Here is an 18,462-nt window from a genome sequence, read left to right on the forward strand (position 1 = left end):
AAAAAGTGATTAAGGAAGCTATTGGTGTTGGCGAATCCATAGAAATCGCCCTTCAAAATGCCTATAATGAACTTGGCATTGACTCCACAACTGAAGGTGTGGACTTTGAAGTTGTACAGCAACCTGAAAAGAAAAAGCTAGGTCTTTTTGGTGGTAAGGATGCTAAGGTTAAGGTAACATTTAAAGAAAAAGAGTCACCTGCAAAGGTAGCTACAGAATATCTTAGAAATATTTTAAATGCACTTGGTTTAACTGAAATTGAAATGACAGTTAAAGAAGATGAAAACGGTGCTGAAATAAACCTTGAAGGTGAAGGTATCGGTTATGTAATCGGCAGAAGAGGTGACACTCTAAATGCTCTACAGTACCTAACAGGTTTAGTTGCAAATCATGTAGAGAATAACTATTACAGAATTTCAATTAACACAGGTAACTACAGAGAAAAGAGAGAAAAAACTCTTGAAATTCTAGGTAGAAAACTTGCTTTTAAAGCAGCTAAAACAGGTGCAAAAACAGCCCTTGAACCAATGAACCCATATGAAAGAAGAATCATTCATACAGCAGTTCAAAAGGTTAGAGGTGCTACATCTTGGAGTGAAGGTGAAAATATGAACCGTCATGTTGTTATCGGTCCTGACCCTGATGCTCGACCAAGATATGACAGAAGAAATAACAATAATAATAGAGGCAGACGTGGTGGTTATAACAGAAGTGGTGAAAGCACAACAAGCACACCAACCAGAGAGCCAATCAACGAAGGTAGCCTTTACGGAAAATTATAATTGATTACTAATGATAGAGGCGATTTTTATCGTCTCTATTTTTTTATAAAAGGTTGTGGTTTTATGAGTACTATTGCAGCAATTTCTACTGCCCAAGGACAAGGTGGAATTGGTGTAATCAGAGTAAGTGGCGAAGATTCATTTACTATTGTAGATAAAATTTTTAAGTCAGTCAGTGGAAAAAAAATTATGGATATTAAGGGCTACACTGCCCTTTTCGGACATATATATAATAATGAAGAAGTGCTGGATGAGGCAGTTGTTCTAAAGTATGTTGCACCAAAAAGTTTTACAGGTGAAAATGTAGTTGAGATTTCTTGTCATGGTGGTATGTATATTACTAAAGAAGTTTTAAATGCAGTTATTATGTCAGGTGCATCTTTAGCTGAACCGGGAGAATTTACAAAGAGAGCATACCTAAACGGCAAGATGGACTTAACAGAAGCTGAGTCGGTTATGGATATTATTTCAGCTAAGTCAAAAAGTGCAGCAAGGGCTGCTTTGTTTGTTAAGGATGGTGCTTTGTTTAAGAAAAGTCAGCAAGTAAAACAGTTGTTACTTGATAAAGCAGCTCATCTTTCAGCTTGGGCAGACTATCCGGAAGAGGATATTCCAGAAGTATCTGAGGACTCTATAATAGAAGCAATAGAAGAAAGTATTTCTATCCTTGAAAAACTACTTTCAACTTATGATATGGGACAAGTAGTGAAAGAGGGAATAGACACAGTTATTGCCGGTAGACCTAATGCCGGTAAATCAACTTTGATGAATTTACTTGTAGGTAGAGAAAAGTCAATTGTAACCAATATTGCCGGTACAACTAGGGATGTAGTTGAGGATACAGTTTTAGTTGGTAATGTAATGCTAAAACTATCTGATACTGCCGGTATTCGTGATACCGACAATGAAATTGAAAAGATAGGTGTACAAAAAACCTTTGATAAAATCAACGGTGCAGGTTTAGTAATTGCACTGTTTGATAATAATGAAGAACTTAATACCGAAGATATTGACCTTATTAATAAAATAAAGGATATGCCTTGTATTGCCGTAATCAATAAAATTGATTTGGATGATAAGGTTGACAAAAAGTATATTACAGATAATATAGAAAATGTAGTTTATATATCAGCTAAACAACAGGATAATATTGATGAACTGAAGAGTATGATTGAAAAAATAGCCGGTACAGAGGACTTTGACCCTAGTGCTGGTATTATTGCCAATGAAAGACAAAGAAATGCAATCAGAAATGCAGTAAATAGTCTTTATGAAGCAAAAGAAAGTTTAGCAATGGGTATGACTATGGATGCTATTACTGTTTCTTTACAAGAAACTATTGATTATTTATTAGAATTAACCGGAGAAAAGGCAGGAGAAGAAATTGTGGATTCAGTATTTCATAATTTCTGTGTAGGTAAGTAATATGGGATATAATGCAGGTAATTTTGATGTAGCAGTTATTGGTGCAGGTCATGCCGGAATTGAGGCAGCACTTGCATCTGCTAGACTAGGATGTAAAACAATAATTTTCACAATTAACAATGATGCAGTTGGTAACTGCCCATGTAATCCATCAATCGGTGGTACTGCAAAGGGACATTTAGTAAGAGAAATTGATGCCCTTGGTGGTGAAATGGGTAAGACTGCTGATGAGTGTTTCTTACAGATGAGAATGTTGAACAGAGGTAAAGGACCGGCTGTACATTCTCTAAGAGCACAAATTGACAGAAGAAAATATGCCGATACTATGAAGCATAAGATTGAACTTCAAGAGAACCTAATCCTTCGTCAAGCTGAAATCACTGAACTTGACAGAGATAATGACGGTACTTGGAAGCTAAAGACAAGAATGGATGCGATTTTTACTGCGAAAGCAGTAGTTATTGCTACAGGTACTTATTTAGGTGGTAGAATTTTTGTAGGTGAAACTTCTTATGAAAGTGGACCTGACGGTATTTTTCCGGCAAAATTCTTAGGTGCAAGTCTAAAAAATCTTGGTTTAAAGTTAAGAAGATTTAAAACAGGTACACCGGCTAGAGTACTTAGAAGTTCTATTGATTTTTCTGACCTTGAAGTACAAGAGGGTGATGTGCCACCTGTACCATTTAGTTATGATACTGAAAGTCTAGGTGATAACAAGGTAGTATGCCATATTTCTTGGACTAACGAAAAGACTAAGGAAATTATTTTGAATAATATTCAGAGAAGTCCACTATATGCCGGTAAAATTGAGGGTGTAGGCCCTAGATATTGCCCAAGTATTGAAGATAAGATTGTTAGATTCAGCAATAAGCAAAGACATCAGCTATTTATTGAACCTTGTGGTCTTGAAACAGAAGAAATGTATTTGCAAGGTATGAGTTCATCACTACCTGAAGAAGTACAAACAGAATTCTATCATAGTATCAAGGGTCTTGAAAATGCAGTTATTATGCGTCCGGCTTATGCTATTGAATATGATTGTATTGACCCAACTCAGATGGATAATACTCTTGAGTTTAGAGATTTTTCAGGGTTATATGGTGCAGGTCAGTTTAACGGTAGTAGTGGTTATGAAGAGGCTGCTGCCCAAGGTTTAATTGCCGGTATAAATGCTGCACTAAAGGTACAAGGCAGAGAACCATTTATTCTAGACAGAGCATCATCATATATTGGTACTTTAGTTGATGACCTAGTTACTAAAGGTTGTAATGAACCATATAGAATGATGACTTCCCGTAGTGAATACAGACTTATTCTTCGTCAAGATAATGCTGATGTAAGACTTACACCACTTGGCAGAGAAATTGGTCTTATTACTGATGAAAGATGGAATAAATATCTTAATAAACAAGAACTTAAGAAAGAAGAGTACAAGCGTATTAAGAATACTGTTCTTTCTCCAACTGATGAGTTAAACAACATACTTGTTTCACGTGAAACATCTCAGGTAACTACAGGTGTTAGAATGATTGACCTATTAAAAAGACCTCAGCTAAATTATGATTGTTTAACTGAGGTTGATAAGGATAGACCTAATATTGACCATAATATTTTTGAACAAGTTGAAATTGAGATAAAATATGAGGGTTATATTAAGAAACAACTTGAACAAGTTGAGAAAATGCGTAAGTTAGAGAAAAAGCTACTACCTAAAGATGTTAACTATAAGACTGTTACAGGTTTAAGACTAGAGGCTCAAGAAAAGCTAAACAATGTTAAACCTGATAATATTGGTCAAGCATCAAGGATCAGTGGTGTTTCACCGGCAGATATTAGTGTACTACTTATTTGGCTAACTCAAAGAGGTTAATATGGATAGAGAAATTATAAATCTTGATGGTATTGAAGAAAAGGTCACTCACGAAAGGTATAACAGACCTACACCTAATGGTGGTGACTACTCTGAAATATTCTATATGGATGACAACGGTAACTATGTAGATAAAAAGGTAGCTACCAAAGCTGTTATCTATGAATGTAAAAATGATGGTACAGCTATTAACAGAACTTTTATGGAGAAAAGAAAATGATAGAAACTCTGGTAAATGCTCTTGCAAAAGAAAATGTTACATTAAATGATACTCAAATAGGCCAATTTAAAAAGTATTATCAGTTGCTTATAGAGTGGAATAAAAAAATGAACCTTACTGCAATAACTGAACCAACAGAAGTTGCAATTAAGCACTTTTATGATAGTATCACTTTTCTTTTCCACACAGATATAAAAGAATGTGGAAAAGTAATTGATGTTGGTACAGGTGCAGGTTTTCCCGGTATACCTTTAAAAATTATGAGACCTGACATTCAATTAACTTTGCTTGATAGCCTTAATAAAAGACTTATATTTTTACAAGAAGTTTGCGATAATATAGGTATTGATGCTGAGATTATTCATAAAAGAGCAGAAGAAGGTGGCAGAGATAAGAATTTAAGAGAGAAATTCGATATTGCCACATCTCGTGCAGTTGCCAATATGAATACACTTTCAGAATATTTAATGCCATTCGTTAAGGTAAAAGGCAAAATGGTTGCTATGAAAGGCAAAAACGGTGCTGAGGAACTTGAAAATGCAAAAGGTGCAATTAAAACTCTTAACGGTGAAATTGTAAAGTGTGATGAATTCTTATTACCTAACGGTGATGAAAGAACTATCATTGTTGTAAATAAAAAATCCCATACACCAATGCAGTATCCAAGACAAGGTGGCAAAATAAAGAACAATCCACTTAAATAAAGTTTTCAACATTCTTATTAACTAATGTTAGTAAGAATGTTTTTTTATTTTCCGACAAATTAATATATATAGTTACAAAACAAAATTTTTTATTCGGTGCTAAAACGACAAGGTTTTTATATGGAATGGTGTATTATATAGTCACAGGGAAAACAAAGGAATGATTAAGAAATGAAGTTGCTGACTAAATACAATAAGAAAGTTATTGAAATACCAGCAAGAAAAATCAGACCTAATAAAACTCAGCCAAGACAAGACTTTTATGAAGAGGACTTGCGTTCACTTTCTCAGTCAATCTCCAACAATGGTTTACTGCAACCACTAACAGTTCGTAAACTAAAAAATGATGAGTATGAACTGATAGCAGGGGAGAGAAGACTAAGGGCAAGTGTAATGGCAGGGTTTACTAAGATTCCTTGTATAGTAATGAAGTGTTCCGACAAAGACTCAGCTATATTTGCTTTGATTGAAAATCTCCAAAGAAAAGATTTAGGAATGTTTGAAGAAGCTCGTGGTATTAACCGTTTGATTAGAAAATATGGCATAACTCAGGAACAAGCTGCAATACAACTTGGCAAAAAGCAATCTACTGTTGCCAATAAGCTAAGGTTACTTAGACTTTCATATGATGAACAGGACTGGATAACTCAAGCCGGATTAACTGAAAGACACGCAAGAGCTTTGCTAAAAATTCAGGATGAGGACAGTAGAAAGGAAGTATTGTCACATATTATTGCAGAAAACTTAAATGTAAAAGAAACAGAAAAGTACATTGCTTCATTACTTGATAATAAAAAGGTACAACCCTTACATAACAATACTGATAAAAAGATTGTGGTTAAGGATGTACGAATATTTGTCAATACCATAAGTCGAGCAGTAGATACTATGCGTATGTCGGGAATTGACGCAGTTAGTAACAAAGAAGAAACTGAGGACTATATAGAATATACAGTGAAAATTCCCAAAGAAACTGCACTGGAGAAATCCAGATGCCTAAAAATGCTTTCCTCTTAGGATGGAGAAATTTATTTCTTTATCCGATCCACTCATACCCATTTCCTTATCTGAACCCCTTGCCAAAGGTCACACAGCAATGTGTGGCCTTTTGGCGTTATGTTTCACGTGAAACAATAATAGTGTGAAACAGAGAGAAAAATCTGAAAATATATAATAGAAATCACTGTAAATACTTTAATTTTCACTATAGGTATGGTATAATTTAAGGGTACGAAAGAATATTATGAATTTTTAAGGTGAAAAAATGACAAAAGTAATTGCAGTTGCAAACCAAAAGGGTGGTGTAGGCAAGACTACCACTGCAGTAAATTTAGCTGCATCCCTTGGTTTATATAATAAAAAAGTATTACTAATTGATGTTGACCCTCAAGGAAATTCAACAAGTGGACTGGGTATTGACAGAAGAAATGTTAAGAACAGTACATATACAATTTTAACAGAGAGAATATCGGCAGAAGAATGTATAGTTGAAACAGAGTTTCAAGGTCTTTCACTTTTGCCGAGTGATATTAACCTTGCCGGTGCTGAGCTTGAAATTGCCGATTATCCACACAGAGAGTCAATTCTGAAGAATTCTGTAGTGTCTATTAAACAAGAATTTGACTATATTATAATTGACTGCCCACCATCTCTTGGTGTTATCACAACTAACGCTCTAACTATGGCAGATACAATTCTAGTGCCAATTCAATGCGAATATTATGCACTTGAAGGTTTAAGTCAGCTAATGGCTACAGTTAGACGAGTAAAAAGAATGTACAATCCACACCTTGATATTGAGGGTGTGTTGCTTACAATGTATGACGGAAGACTTAATTTGACACAACAAGTAGTAGCTGAAGTAAAGAAGTTCTTTCCTAAGAAAGTATTTGCCACAGTTATTCCTAGAGGTGTTAGATTATCAGAAGCACCTTCCTTTGGTATGCCTTGTTATTATTTTGATAAGAAATGTAAAGGTACTGAGGCTTACCTTTCTCTTGCAACAGAAATTATAAAGAAGGAGAAAAGTAATGGCTAAAAAAAGTGGACTAGGCAAGGGTTTGTCGGCAATCTTTATGGAAAATGAAAGTGAAGACCAGAACAACACTGTAACACTTAATATTTCAGAGATTGAACCTAACAAAGACCAACCAAGAATGGACTTTGATGATGAATCTTTAGCTGAACTTGCTGAAAGCATCAGTAAACATGGTATCTTACAACCACTACTAGTAAGACCACTACTTTATGGTGGTTATCAGATTGTAGCCGGTGAAAGAAGATACAGAGCATCACGAATGGCCGGTTTAACAGAAGTACCGGTTGTTATTAGAGAACTTGACGACAAAGAAACAATGGAAATTGCCCTTATTGAGAACTTACAGAGAGAAAACCTAACTCCTGTAGAAGAAGCTAAGGGTTACAAAACATTGATGGATACTTATGGTTTTACTCAAGAACAAGTTTCTGAGTCTGTAGGGAAGAGCCGATCGGCAGTTGCTAACTCGTTACGACTACTTAACTTGCCGGAAGAAGTACTTATCTTACTTGCTGACGGTAGAATTTCCAGTGGTCATGCAAGAGCATTGCTTTCCCTAGAAAATGTAGCTGATATGATTACTATTTCCCAAGAAATACTTGATAAGGACTTATCAGTTAGACAAACAGAAAAGATTACTCAGAATCTAAAGAAAGAAAAGAAAGAACCACCAAAGAAAGAAGAAAAGCCAAACTTCTTTAAAGAAGTAGAACTTGCACTAAATGAAAACTTAGGCAGAAAAGTTTCTGTTTCTAAAAAGAGTAAAGGCAAGGGTGGTACTATTACACTTGAATTTTACAGTCAAGATGACTTGATTGAAATTGCAAATAAATTAGAGGTTAAGGAATAAGGAGAACAAAAATGATTGATATTAAATTTCTAAGAGAAAACCCAGATGTTGTAAAACAGAATATTAAGAATAAGTTTCAGGACAGCAAACTTCCACTTGTTGATGAAGTAATTGAATTTGACAAGAAGTCAAGAGCAGTTAAGCAGGAAGCTGACCAGCTAAGAGCAAACAGAAATAAGTTTAGTAAGCAGATTGGTGCTTTATATGGTCAGGGCAAGAAAGAAGAAGCTGAAGAAATGAAGAAGCTTGTTACTGAACAGGGTGACAGACTTGCAGAACTTGAAAAGCAAGAAGCTGAGCTACAGGAAGAAGTAACAAGCAGAATGATGGTTATTCCTAACATCATTGATAAGTCAGTTCCTATCGGTAAAGATGATAGCGAAAATGTGGAAGTTCAGCGTTATGGCGAACCTAAAGTACCTGATTTTGAAGTACCATATCACACAGATATTATGGAAAGATTTGATGGTATTGACCTAGATTCTGCTCGTAGAGTAGCCGGTAATGGTTTCTATTATCTAATGGGTGATATTGCAAGACTTCACAGTGCAGTTATCTCTTATGCAAGAGATTTTATGATTAACAGAGGCTTTACTTACTGTGTACCACCATTTATGATTCGTTCAGATGTTGTTACAGGTGTTATGAGCTTTGCTGAAATGGATGCTATGATGTACAAAATCGAAGGTGAAGACCTATATCTAATCGGTACATCAGAACACTCAATGATTGGTAAGTTTAAAGACCAGATGTTAAAGGAAGAAGACCTACCTTATACACTAACTTCATATTCACCATGTTTCCGTAAAGAAAAGGGTGCTCACGGTATTGAAGAAAGAGGTGTATATCGTATTCACCAGTTTGAAAAGCAGGAAATGATTGTTGTATGTAAGCCTGAAGATAGTATGGAATGGTACGACAAGCTATGGCAGAATACTGTTGATTTATTCCGTTCAATGGATATTCCTGTTAGAACACTTGAATGTTGTTCAGGTGACTTAGCAGACCTAAAGGTTAAGTCTGTTGATGTTGAAGCATGGTCACCAAGACAGAAGAAGTACTTTGAAGTTGGTTCTTGCTCAACTTTAGGTGATGCTCAGGCTAGAAGACTAAAGATTAGAGTATCAGGTAAAGACGGTAAGTACTTTGCACATACACTAAACAACACAGTTGTTGCACCTCCAAGAATGTTAATTGCATTCCTAGAAAATAACCTAAATGAAGATGGTTCTGTAAATATTCCTGAAGCACTTCGTCCATATATGGGTGGTATGGAAAAAATGGTTCCAAAGAAATAATGATAAAAAAAGTGCCTATCCAAACGGATAGGCATTCTTTATAACTATAAATAGTTTTCCTTATTAAATTCTCAAAATGATGAAAACTTCAGCTATTTGTAAGTATCTTTTTAACCTGAGTTTTCTTAGTATAGTTGTTAGAAAGCTTGTAGAACTTTCTTCTTTGCTTTTCCATTTTGTTGATAGCTTTTCTTACTTTACGATTTTTACAGAATTCATATTCATCACGAATAAGTCTTTCAGCATCATAGTAAGCATATCTTTTCTTAGGCTTAGCATCAACCAAAGTAAATTCCTCAATAAAGTTCTTTAGAAACTGCTTTCCGGTATAGTTTTCATTTTCAAATAGGACAGTAATTTGTTCATCACAAATTTCCATTTGATTACGAAGAAGATTTCTGACTTCAAGAATTTGATTACGGACTTCCTCTGTGTTGTTGTCAATTTTAGTAGTCAATAAGCTAAACTCTGTAAACTTAATTTCATAAATTTTTTCAATTGTATTTATAATAGAAATAATGTTATTTTCAACACTTGTTGGTAGTTTAATTTCCTTATTTTTCAAAAGTGTTCACCTCACAAATACTTTACTTTTAATATATCATATTACGGTGTATTTTTCAACAAAATAACAAGGAAAATGTTGAAAATTATCTTGAATTTACAGGGCATTAATGGTATAATAATTGTCAATAAATAAAATAGGTAAGTATATATTTAGGAGGAAATGAGCCATGATTAATGAAGAAAAATTTGTTAAAGAAGCACTCACTTTTGACGATGTACTTCTAATTCCTGGTAAGTCAGATGTAGAACCTAAAGATGTTAACATTTCTACTCATCTTACTAAGAAAATCAAGCTAAACACACCACTTATGACTGCTGCTATGGATACAGTTACTGAGTCTGAAATGGCAATTGCTATTGCTCGTGAAGGCGGTATCGGTATTATCCATAAGAATATGTCTATCGAAGCACAAGCTGATATGGTTGACAGAGTTAAGCGTTCAGAAAATGGTGTTATCACAAATCCTTTCTATCTATCACCTGAAAAGACAGTTGCAGAAGCTGATGAACTTATGGGTAAGTTCAAAATCTCAGGTGTTCCAATTTGTGAAAATGGAAAGTTTGTTGGTATTATTACTAACAGAGATATGGCATTCTTAAGTGAAGAAGATTTTAACCAACCAATCTCAGCAGTTATGACTAAGGAAAACCTAATCACTGCTCCTGTTGGTACAACACTTCAAGAAGCTAAAGAACTACTAAAGAAGCATAAAGTAGAGAAACTTCCTCTTATTGATGAAAATGGCAACCTAGGTGGTCTTATCACAATTAAGGATATTGAAAAGTCAATTCAGTATCCAAATTCATCAAGAGATGAAAAGGGTAGACTACTATGTGGTGCTGCTATCGGTGCTACTCCTGATGTACTTGACAGAGTAGAAGCACTTGTAAAAGCCGGTGCTGATGTACTTGTTCTTGACTCTGCTCACGGTCACAATAGTAACATTGTTAAGAGTGTTGCTAAGGTTAAGGCTGCTTATCCTGATGTTCAGCTTATTGCCGGTAATGTTGCAACTGCTGAAGCTACTCACGACCTAATTGAAGCCGGTGCTGATGCAGTTAAGGTTGGTATTGGTCCTGGTTCTATTTGTACAACAAGAGTTGTTGCAGGTATTGGTGTACCTCAGGTTACTGCTATCTTTGATGCTGCAAGAGAAGCTGAAAAGTACGGTGTGCCTATTATTGCTGATGGTGGTATTAAGTACAGTGGTGACATTGTTAAGGCTCTTGCTGCCGGTGGTTCAGTAGTAATGGTTGGTTCACTTGTTGCAGGTTGTAAGGAATCTCCTGGTGAAACAGAAATTTATCAGGGCAGACAGTTCAAGGTTTACCGTGGTATGGGTTCACTTGCTGCAATGGGCAAGGGTTCTTCTGATAGATACTTCCAGGGTGGTAACAAGAAGCTTGTTCCTGAAGGTGTTGAAGGTAGAGTACCTTACAAGGGACCTCTAGCTGATACAGTATTCCAGATGATTGGTGGTATCAGAGCCGGTATGGGTTATACAGGTTGTGCTACAATTACAGACCTACACGAAAAGGCTAAGTTCTGTAAGATTTCAGGTGCAGGTCTAAAGGAAAGCCATCCACATGACATTCAGATTACTAAGGAAGCTCCTAACTATAGCTTTAATGTATAATTAAAAACTTTGATTTTAAACAGGGTTCTCGTTTGAGAGCCCTGTACTTATGTTATTATGGAAAATAAACTTACATATTTATATAGCCTTTATGAATTAGTAAAGGCAGATATGGACAAAATAAAGATACCTTATACTAAGAATGTAAAAATAAAAATAAATACCAGAGCAAAGAGAATGCATGGTTGTTGCAGAAAGGTCAATGGTAGTTTTGTAATAGAAGTGTCTGACTTTCTTTTTAATTATTCAAAAGAAGAGATAATGAACACCATTGCCCATGAATTAATACACACTTGTTATGGTTGTTTCAACCATGGAAAAAGGTTTAAGTACTATTGTGATAAGATAAATCAACTTGGCTACAATGTTACAACAACATATAAGGGGAAAGAAGTAACTCAAATTCAGAATGAAGCGAAGTACCTTGTTATGTGTGAGAACTGTAACACCAAAATGTATAGAATGAAAAAGTCGAAATTAATCACAAATCCTCAACTTTATAGGTGTTCAAAGTGTAAAGGAAAACTGATAGTATATAAAATTATAAAAAAATAAAAAAAGTTTCAAAAAACACTTGCAATTCTCTTTTTTATATAGTATAATAACATTCGTCTTAGAGAGGAAATAAGACGAAAAGACGCTTTTGAAGTCTTTACTAAAAGAAATAAGAAATTTTTTAAAAAAATTCTTAAAAAAGTATTGACAAATACAAACTTTTAGTTTATAATTATTTATGCTGACTTCCAAAAGAAAGCGCAAAATACGGCGGAATAGCTCAGCTGGCTAGAGCATTCGGTTCATACCCGAAGTGTCGTAGGTTCAAGTCCTATTTCCGCTACCAATATGGCCCGGTGGTCAAGCGGTTAAGACACCGCCCTTTCACGGCGGTAACACGGGTTCGATTCCCGTCCGGGTCACCAAAATTCGCTGGTGTGGTGGAATAGGCAGACACAAGGGACTTAAAATCCCTCGGACTAATAATCCGTACCGGTTCAAGTCCGGTCACCAGCACCAAATGCTGGGACTACCTTGTGTAACATCAGCATATCGGTTTAGACACCTTTTTAGGTGTCTTTTTTCTTTTGTCATTTTTTCACTAGACTATATTACTTTTATATTGTAAAATAATATTATATTAGTAATGAGGGTGATTTTTATGAACAATAGTTTTAGCAAGTTGTTGTCTATAGTTATTGCAACAGTAATTGTGCTTTCAACTTTTACAACAGCTTTCGCTGTGGATAATGAGGAAGAGGTTAGTACAACAGAAACAACAGTTACTACAACAACTGAACCTGTTACGGAAAGTAGTGACCCTACTGTAACAACACCAACTGACTCAACAGAGCCTACTGAACCTACAGAACCAACAATTAAGTATTCCGGTGTTGCAGGTGTTAATTTAAAATATTATTTCAACAGAAATAACGGTACTTTGCATATTTCAGGTGTAGGTGCTACAATGAATAACTATTCAGAAAAGAACCTACCACCATGGCATAACTTTGCAAGTGATGTTAAGGCAGTATATGTTAATAAGGCAACTAACCTAACTAACATCGGTTCATATATGTGTGCCGATATGATTAACTTGCAGAAAATTTATTATAGCAAAAATTTAAAATCTATTGGCAAATGTGCATTTCTAAATACTAAAAAATTAACTGCAATAACTTTAAACCAGAATATTTCCAGAATTAATGTAGATGCATTTAAGGACAGTAAAACACCTTTAATTAAGGTTTTAAATTCCAATTTATCAATTAATTTTGGTGGCTATACAATTCCTAAAACTACTAAAATTCAATGTTATGGTACAAACACTCCTATTTATAAGTATGCCAGAGTAAACGGTAATAATGTTATCTTAATGATTAGCAGTATTACTTTAAATACTAAGGAAGTTGTTTGCAAGGAAAAGACTACTACAGTTAAGGCTAATTTAAATCCTAGTATTGCTACAAATAAAAAGGTAAAGTGGTTTACCACAAATAAGAATATTGCAACAATTGATAGTAATGGTAAAGTAAAAGCTAAGAAAAAGGGTACTTGCTATGTTTATTGCAAGTCAACAGATGGTAGTAACAAAACATCAAATAAGATGAAAATTATAGTTACATCATTTCAGCTATACCAATACATTTTTACAAACAATAATTGTTATAAGGAGAGAACGGCTATTGACCCTAAGGGCATTGTAGTTCATTCAACAGGCGTTAATGCACCATACCTAAGAACTTATGTACCGGCTTGGAATGTTCCAACTCCCGGAGGTAGAGAGGTTTGTGTTCATGCATTTCTAGGTAAAAATTCTAAGGGAAAGTTAGAAGTATGGCAAGTACTGCCTTTTGAAATGGCTTGTTGGGGTGTAGGTGGTGGACCTAAAGGTTCATACAACTATGACCCTGGGTATATTCAATTTGAATGTTGCGAAGATAGTAAGTACAACAGAACATACTTTAATCAAGTGTATGATGAGGCAACTGACTTCTGTGCATATTTATGCTTAAGATATAGCTTGCCATATACTAAGGTTACCAGTCATGCAGGTGCTTGTGCAGAGGGTTATGGTAGTGCCCATGGTGACATTGACCATTGGCTAAAAATTTACGGTAAGAATATGAATGACTTTAGAAATACCGTAAAGAAAAAGATTTATGAAATTGATAAAAACCCTGACCTAAAGTCCGGTACATATCATAAGAAAATCAAGGCTAAAAGTGATTTGTATGTATGGTCTAAAGATATAGTTGATGAATATGGAAACAGTAGCAAGAAACTTCAGAAAATATCTAAAGGTCAAGAGGTTACTTTCTTAAGAGATAACTTTAACGGTTGGTCATATGTACAGATTTCCAACAAAAAAGGCTATGTACAAAACAACCTTACTAACCTTGCATATGGCTCAAAGTATGTTAATAAAAAGGTAAATTATAAGGGTACTTATCTATATACTAAGCCTTGTGGTAATAAATATAAAGTAAAGTTCCTATCATACAACACAAGAGTACAACTTGTTTCTGCTATCAATAAGGGTAAGAAAAAAGGTTACTCCTATGTGTGCTATAAGAATAATTACTATTATGTAAAGACAAATACATTGTATTAAAAAAAGAGTGTGGCTATTATTAGTCACACTCTAAATTTTTATTCAAATAATTCCGGATGCATTCTTGAGTAGTGGAAAATATATTGTTGTGCAATACCGGCATAAGGTCCAAAGTCGCTACCTGTCATATTAGGAAATAGCTTTTCCATTGCTCTTTTCATCCACACATCAATAGGAAATGCCTCAATCCTATGAAAGCCAAAAAGTAAAGTACAATCGGCTACCTTAACACCAACACCCTTGATTTTGCACAATTCAGCCTTTGCCTCATCATAGGAAATTTCTCTGCATTTATCAAGGTCAACTTCACCGGTTGCAACCTTTTTACTTGCATCAATTATATATTTGTTTCTAAATCCTGCTCTAATAGGGGATAAGTCCTCAGGTGTTAGTTGTGACAGCCTTTCAGCAGTAGGAAAGGAAAAGTAACCTGTATCACCAATCCTATCACCAAAGGTTTCACATAGCCTTTCTACAATACCTTTAATTCGTTTTATATTGTTGTTTTGACTTATTATAAAGGTGCAAAGTGCCTCCCAAGAGTCTTGTTGCAAAATTCTAATACCTGATGCATATTCTGAGGCTTCCTTTAATATAGGATGAATTTCACTAACTTCTTTTCTGATTTTGTCATAATCAAGTTCAAGATCAAAGTACCTTTTCCATATATTTTCAAAGTCCTCTATACTACTGTTTTCAATTATAAAGTCATTGCCCTTAAGTCTAACAGTAACGACCTTGCCATAGGCAACACCTGTAAAAGATTTGTCAGAGTTTTCAACCCATCTAAAGGACTGACCACAATCTAAAGTTTCAGCTAAATTTAGTGCAGTAACATTATGTACCACAACATTATTGTTAATTAATTCATAAATCATTATATTCACCACAATTATTATAGCATAAATAAAAGTTATATGATATACTTAATGTATCTTAAATTAAGGATGTAAGCTATGAAAGAAGATATTCGCACAATACCAATTAATGATATTTTTATGGAGAAAAAGGGTTGTCCTTTTTGCACTATGGAAAAAATGCTTGAGAAAATTCAAGTTGACTATATTATAGGTGACGCTATGATGGAGCCTAATACCAGAATAGAAACCAACAAAAAAGGTTTTTGTCATAGACACTTTTCAATGATGCAACAGTCAGGTAAAAAGCTACCTAATGCACTTATTATGGAAAGCCACCTACAAGAAATTATTGATGCATTGCCTAAAGGTAAAAAGCCTGACAAAAAGTTCTTAGCAAAGATAAAAGAGCTGACTCACAGTTGTTATGTTTGTGACAGAATAGAAAGCAATATGAATCATCTTATCCAAATTGTTTTTACAGAATGGAAAAAGGGCAATGACCTTCAAAATCTTTACAAAGACCAAGATTTTATTTGTCTTGAACATTACGGAAAGGTACTTGAAAATGCAAGTGGAAAGTTAAAGGGTAAGGATTTAACCGATTTCTACGAAACAACAACAAATCTTTTCAAAAACTATCTTCTTGAATTAAAAGAAGATACAACATATTTTTGCAGTATGTTTGATTATCGTAACCAAGGCAAGGATTGGGGAAAGAGTATCAATGTTATTGAAAGAAACATCGAATTCTTAACTAAAGAAAAACCATAAATTATAAATAAAAAGGCAGTTCAAATGTGGAAAACTTGAACTGCCTATTTTTATTCAATGTTAAAGTCAAGAACAATCTTGTCCTTAGTAGGTTTAAACTGTGTCAGCTTAACACCGGCTGATGTTAACATTCTTTCTGATGCCTTAGTTGCATCGGTATCTTTATATTTATTAGATAGATATACAATTTCCTTTATGCCTGACTGAATAATAGCCTTTGCACATTCATTGCAAGGGAATAGTGATACATATAACTTTGCACCAACAAGAGACTTGCCACCGGCATTAAGAATTGCATTTAACTCAGAATGTACTACGAAAGGATATTTTGTTGCATTTGGTGCACCGGTTCTGTCCCAAGGAAATTCATCATCTGAACAACCGTAAGGAAAACCGTTGTAGCCTGTTGATATAATAACATTTTCAGGATAAGGACTGTCCTTGCCACTGACAATACAGCAACCTACCTGAGTATTAGGGTCTTTACTTCTCTGTGCTGCAAGTAAAGAAATACTCATAAAGTATTCGTCCCAGCTTATATAATCTTGTCTTTTCATATACTCACCTCATAAGGTACTTTGATTATATTGTACAATCTTAGAATATATAAGTCAATAAAAAAGCCATCCAAAATTATGGATGGCTTAGTGTTATTTAGGTTTCAAAAATTATAGCATTGCTGCACCGATAATACCGGCATCATTACCTAGAGATGCAGTACAAATAACAGTTTGCTTTTCATTGTATTTTGTGATTCTTTCTTTCTCAACAATAGCTCTTACAGGAGCAAGTAGGTTTTCACCTTGTCTGCAAACGCCACCACCGATACAGATAATATCAGGCTGGAAGATGTTTACGATATTTACAAGACCTGTTGCTAAGTAGCCAACATACTTGTTAATAACTTCTTTACCTGTTGAGTCACCTGCAAGCATTGCGTCAAATGGTGTCTTGCCGTTAACCTTGTTAATGTCACCACCAACAGACTTTAGCATATATGAGAATTCAGCATTTTCATTCATAATAGCTTCTTTAGTCATTCTGATTAGTGCATTAGCTGATGCGTATGCTTCCCAACAACCTTTTCTGCCACAACCACATTCTTGACCATCTTTAACGATTACCATATGACCAAGTTCTGCACCGGCATAGTTGCTACCACTGTATAGCTTACCGTCAATGATGATACCACCACCAACACCTGTACCAAGTGTAATAGCTACAGCATTTTTACAGCCCTTTGCTGAACCTGCTAGGAATTCACCCCAAGCAGCAGCATTAGCGTCATTTTCAATCTTTACATACTTATGAAGTCTTTCTTCTAGCATCTTGCTGATTTCCCAGTTTTGGAAACGCAAGTTAGGACAAGTTTCTACAATTCTTGTTTCAGGATTTACTGCACCCGGTACACCGATACCAATGTGTGCAATATCATCCATTGTTAGATTTGCTCTTGCAATAGCTTCTCTAACGATTTCTGCCATTGAGTCACATACTTCACTTTCAGGTCTAGGAATAGCAGTTTTACACTCTGCTCTTGCAATAATGTTAAATTCTTTATCTACAACACCTGCAACAATATTTGTACCACCAAGGTCGATACCTATTTTATATTCGTTCATGGGAATTAACCTCCTATTATTTATGCTAAGAATTATACCACAAATAGGTACTATTTTCAATGGTAATCATCAGAAAATGGGATAAATGCTGAATTATTTTTTAAAATAGCAAATGAGTATAAGTGAGTATACGAGAGAATAAAGGAGTATTTAAGAGATTGTATAAAGATAAATTAAAATATTTCAAAAAAGTGTTGACTTCTCTTTACAAAGGTGATAAAATCATCTTTGCAATTAAAGATTAACGAACAAGGAGGACAATTTTATGTCAACTTATATGGCTAAAAAAGGCGAAGTTGAACGCAAGTGGTATGTAATTGACGCTAAGGGCAAGACTCTTGGTAAGGTTGCTGCTGAAGCTGCTACTCTTCTAAGAGGCAAGCACAAAGTAACATACACACCACATGTTGACTGCGGTGATCACGTAATCGTTGTAAACTGCAAGGACATCGTTCTAACTGGTAATAAACTAACTCAGAAAGTTTGGTACAGACACACAGGTTATATCGGTCATCTAAAAGCTACACGCTATGATACACTTATGGCTACACGCCCAGAAAAGGCTGTTGAACTTGCTGTTAAGGGTATGCTACCTGATAACTCACTAGGTAGAGCACAGATTCTAAGACTAAGACCATTTGCTGGTGCAGAACACAATCATGCTGCTCAGTCACCAGAAGCATATGAAATTTAAGGAAGGAGGCTATTA

General features: G+C 34.9%; 18 protein-coding genes and 3 tRNA genes. 17 read left to right on the forward strand and 4 right to left on the reverse strand.

From position 1 onward, the window contains the following. The first annotated feature begins 5 nt into the window (after positions 1-5). From jag to serS, 9 genes are all read left to right on the forward strand, one after another. A complete protein-coding gene (jag, locus tag E5Z56_RS04775) occupies positions 6-782 on the forward strand; it encodes an RNA-binding cell elongation regulator Jag/EloR (protein WP_138156770.1) in 777 nt (258 codons plus the stop codon). Positions 783-845: 63 nt separating this feature from the next. Further along, a complete protein-coding gene (mnmE, locus tag E5Z56_RS04780; protein ID WP_138156771.1) occupies positions 846-2,207 on the forward strand; it encodes a tRNA uridine-5-carboxymethylaminomethyl(34) synthesis GTPase MnmE in 1,362 nt (453 codons plus the stop codon). Position 2,208: 1 nt separating this feature from the next. Next, positions 2,209-4,077 carry a tRNA uridine-5-carboxymethylaminomethyl(34) synthesis enzyme MnmG gene (mnmG, locus tag E5Z56_RS04785; RefSeq protein ID WP_138156772.1) on the forward strand — a complete coding sequence of 623 codons (1,869 nt, stop codon included), beginning with the start codon at positions 2,209-2,211 and terminating at the stop codon, positions 4,075-4,077. A gap of 1 nt (position 4,078) precedes the next feature. Further along, positions 4,079-4,297 (forward strand): hypothetical protein, encoded by a 219-nt coding sequence (locus E5Z56_RS04790; protein ID WP_138156773.1) that lies wholly within the window; start codon positions 4,079-4,081, stop codon positions 4,295-4,297. Beyond that, the gene (rsmG, locus tag E5Z56_RS04795; protein ID WP_138156774.1) at positions 4,294-5,001 is read left to right on the forward strand and encodes a 16S rRNA (guanine(527)-N(7))-methyltransferase RsmG; all 708 of its coding nucleotides are present in this window, start codon (positions 4,294-4,296) and stop codon (positions 4,999-5,001) included. Before E5Z56_RS04790 ends, rsmG begins: the two co-directional genes overlap by 4 nt. A gap of 171 nt (positions 5,002-5,172) precedes the next feature. Continuing rightward, a complete protein-coding gene (locus E5Z56_RS04800; RefSeq protein WP_138156775.1) occupies positions 5,173-6,018 on the forward strand; it encodes a ParB/RepB/Spo0J family partition protein in 846 nt (281 codons plus the stop codon). 247 nt (positions 6,019-6,265) lie between these two features. Next, positions 6,266-7,039, forward strand: a complete 774-nt coding sequence (locus E5Z56_RS04805; protein ID WP_138156776.1) for a ParA family protein — start codon at positions 6,266-6,268, stop codon at positions 7,037-7,039. Then, complete coding sequence (locus E5Z56_RS04810; protein ID WP_022505895.1) at positions 7,032-7,889, forward strand: ParB/RepB/Spo0J family partition protein; 858 nt, start codon at positions 7,032-7,034, stop codon at positions 7,887-7,889. Before E5Z56_RS04805 ends, E5Z56_RS04810 begins: the two co-directional genes overlap by 8 nt. Positions 7,890-7,900: 11 nt before the next feature. After that, positions 7,901-9,187: a serine--tRNA ligase gene (gene serS / locus E5Z56_RS04815; protein ID WP_138156777.1), complete on the forward strand. Its 1,287-nt coding sequence runs from the start codon at positions 7,901-7,903 to the stop codon at positions 9,185-9,187. 88 nt (positions 9,188-9,275) lie between these two features. Here serS and E5Z56_RS04820 read toward each other — a convergent pair whose 3' ends face one another. After that, complete coding sequence (locus tag E5Z56_RS04820) at positions 9,276-9,752, reverse strand: hypothetical protein (RefSeq protein ID WP_138156778.1); 477 nt, start codon at positions 9,750-9,752, stop codon at positions 9,276-9,278. A 169-nt stretch (positions 9,753-9,921) separates the two neighbouring features. On the opposite strand from E5Z56_RS04820, the gene guaB reads away from it, so the two are divergent. The 6 genes from guaB to E5Z56_RS04850 all read left to right on the forward strand — a co-directional run bounded on the left by guaB (position 9,922) and on the right by E5Z56_RS04850 (position 14,500). Then, a complete protein-coding gene (gene guaB / locus E5Z56_RS04825; protein WP_138156779.1) occupies positions 9,922-11,391 on the forward strand; it encodes an IMP dehydrogenase in 1,470 nt (489 codons plus the stop codon). A gap of 57 nt (positions 11,392-11,448) precedes the next feature. Continuing rightward, complete coding sequence (locus E5Z56_RS04830; RefSeq protein ID WP_138156780.1) at positions 11,449-11,946, forward strand: SprT-like domain-containing protein; 498 nt, start codon at positions 11,449-11,451, stop codon at positions 11,944-11,946. 209 nt (positions 11,947-12,155) lie between these two features. Continuing rightward, positions 12,156-12,232: transfer RNA gene (locus E5Z56_RS04835), tRNA-Met, on the forward strand. A 4-nt stretch (positions 12,233-12,236) separates the two neighbouring features. Continuing rightward, positions 12,237-12,311: transfer RNA gene (locus tag E5Z56_RS04840), tRNA-Glu, on the forward strand. A 6-nt stretch (positions 12,312-12,317) separates the two neighbouring features. Further along, positions 12,318-12,405, forward strand: a tRNA-Leu gene (locus E5Z56_RS04845). Between the two features lie 142 nt (positions 12,406-12,547). Then, on the forward strand, positions 12,548-14,500 hold the full coding sequence (locus E5Z56_RS04850; protein ID WP_175405378.1) for an N-acetylmuramoyl-L-alanine amidase: 1,953 nt from the start codon (positions 12,548-12,550) through the stop codon (positions 14,498-14,500). Between the two features lie 38 nt (positions 14,501-14,538). On the opposite strand, the gene E5Z56_RS04855 is transcribed toward E5Z56_RS04850, so the two are convergent. Beyond that, the gene (locus E5Z56_RS04855) at positions 14,539-15,378 is read right to left on the reverse strand and encodes a DNA-3-methyladenine glycosylase family protein (RefSeq protein WP_138156782.1); all 840 of its coding nucleotides are present in this window, start codon (positions 15,376-15,378) and stop codon (positions 14,539-14,541) included. A gap of 78 nt (positions 15,379-15,456) precedes the next feature. Between E5Z56_RS04855 and E5Z56_RS04860 the strand changes: the two genes are divergently transcribed. Then, positions 15,457-16,131, forward strand: coding sequence for a DUF6062 family protein (locus E5Z56_RS04860; protein ID WP_138156783.1), 675 nt, complete (start codon positions 15,457-15,459; stop codon positions 16,129-16,131). Positions 16,132-16,181: 50 nt separating this feature from the next. Here E5Z56_RS04860 and E5Z56_RS04865 read toward each other — a convergent pair whose 3' ends face one another. Both E5Z56_RS04865 and E5Z56_RS04870 read right to left on the reverse strand, forming a co-directional pair. Then, entirely contained in the window at positions 16,182-16,688 is a 507-nt protein-coding gene (locus E5Z56_RS04865) for a deoxycytidylate deaminase (RefSeq protein WP_138156784.1), read from the reverse strand. Positions 16,689-16,799: 111 nt separating this feature from the next. Then, positions 16,800-17,753, reverse strand: a complete 954-nt coding sequence (locus tag E5Z56_RS04870; protein ID WP_138156785.1) for an ROK family protein — start codon at positions 17,751-17,753, stop codon at positions 16,800-16,802. A gap of 265 nt (positions 17,754-18,018) precedes the next feature. On the opposite strand from E5Z56_RS04870, the gene rplM reads away from it, so the two are divergent. Next, a complete protein-coding gene (gene rplM / locus E5Z56_RS04875; protein ID WP_022505905.1) occupies positions 18,019-18,447 on the forward strand; it encodes a 50S ribosomal protein L13 in 429 nt (142 codons plus the stop codon). Positions 18,448-18,462: the final 15 nt, after the last annotated feature.

Source organism: Ruminococcus bovis, assembly GCF_005601135.1.
GTDB classification, from domain to species: domain Bacteria; phylum Bacillota; class Clostridia; order Oscillospirales; family Acutalibacteraceae; genus Ruminococcoides; species Ruminococcoides bovis.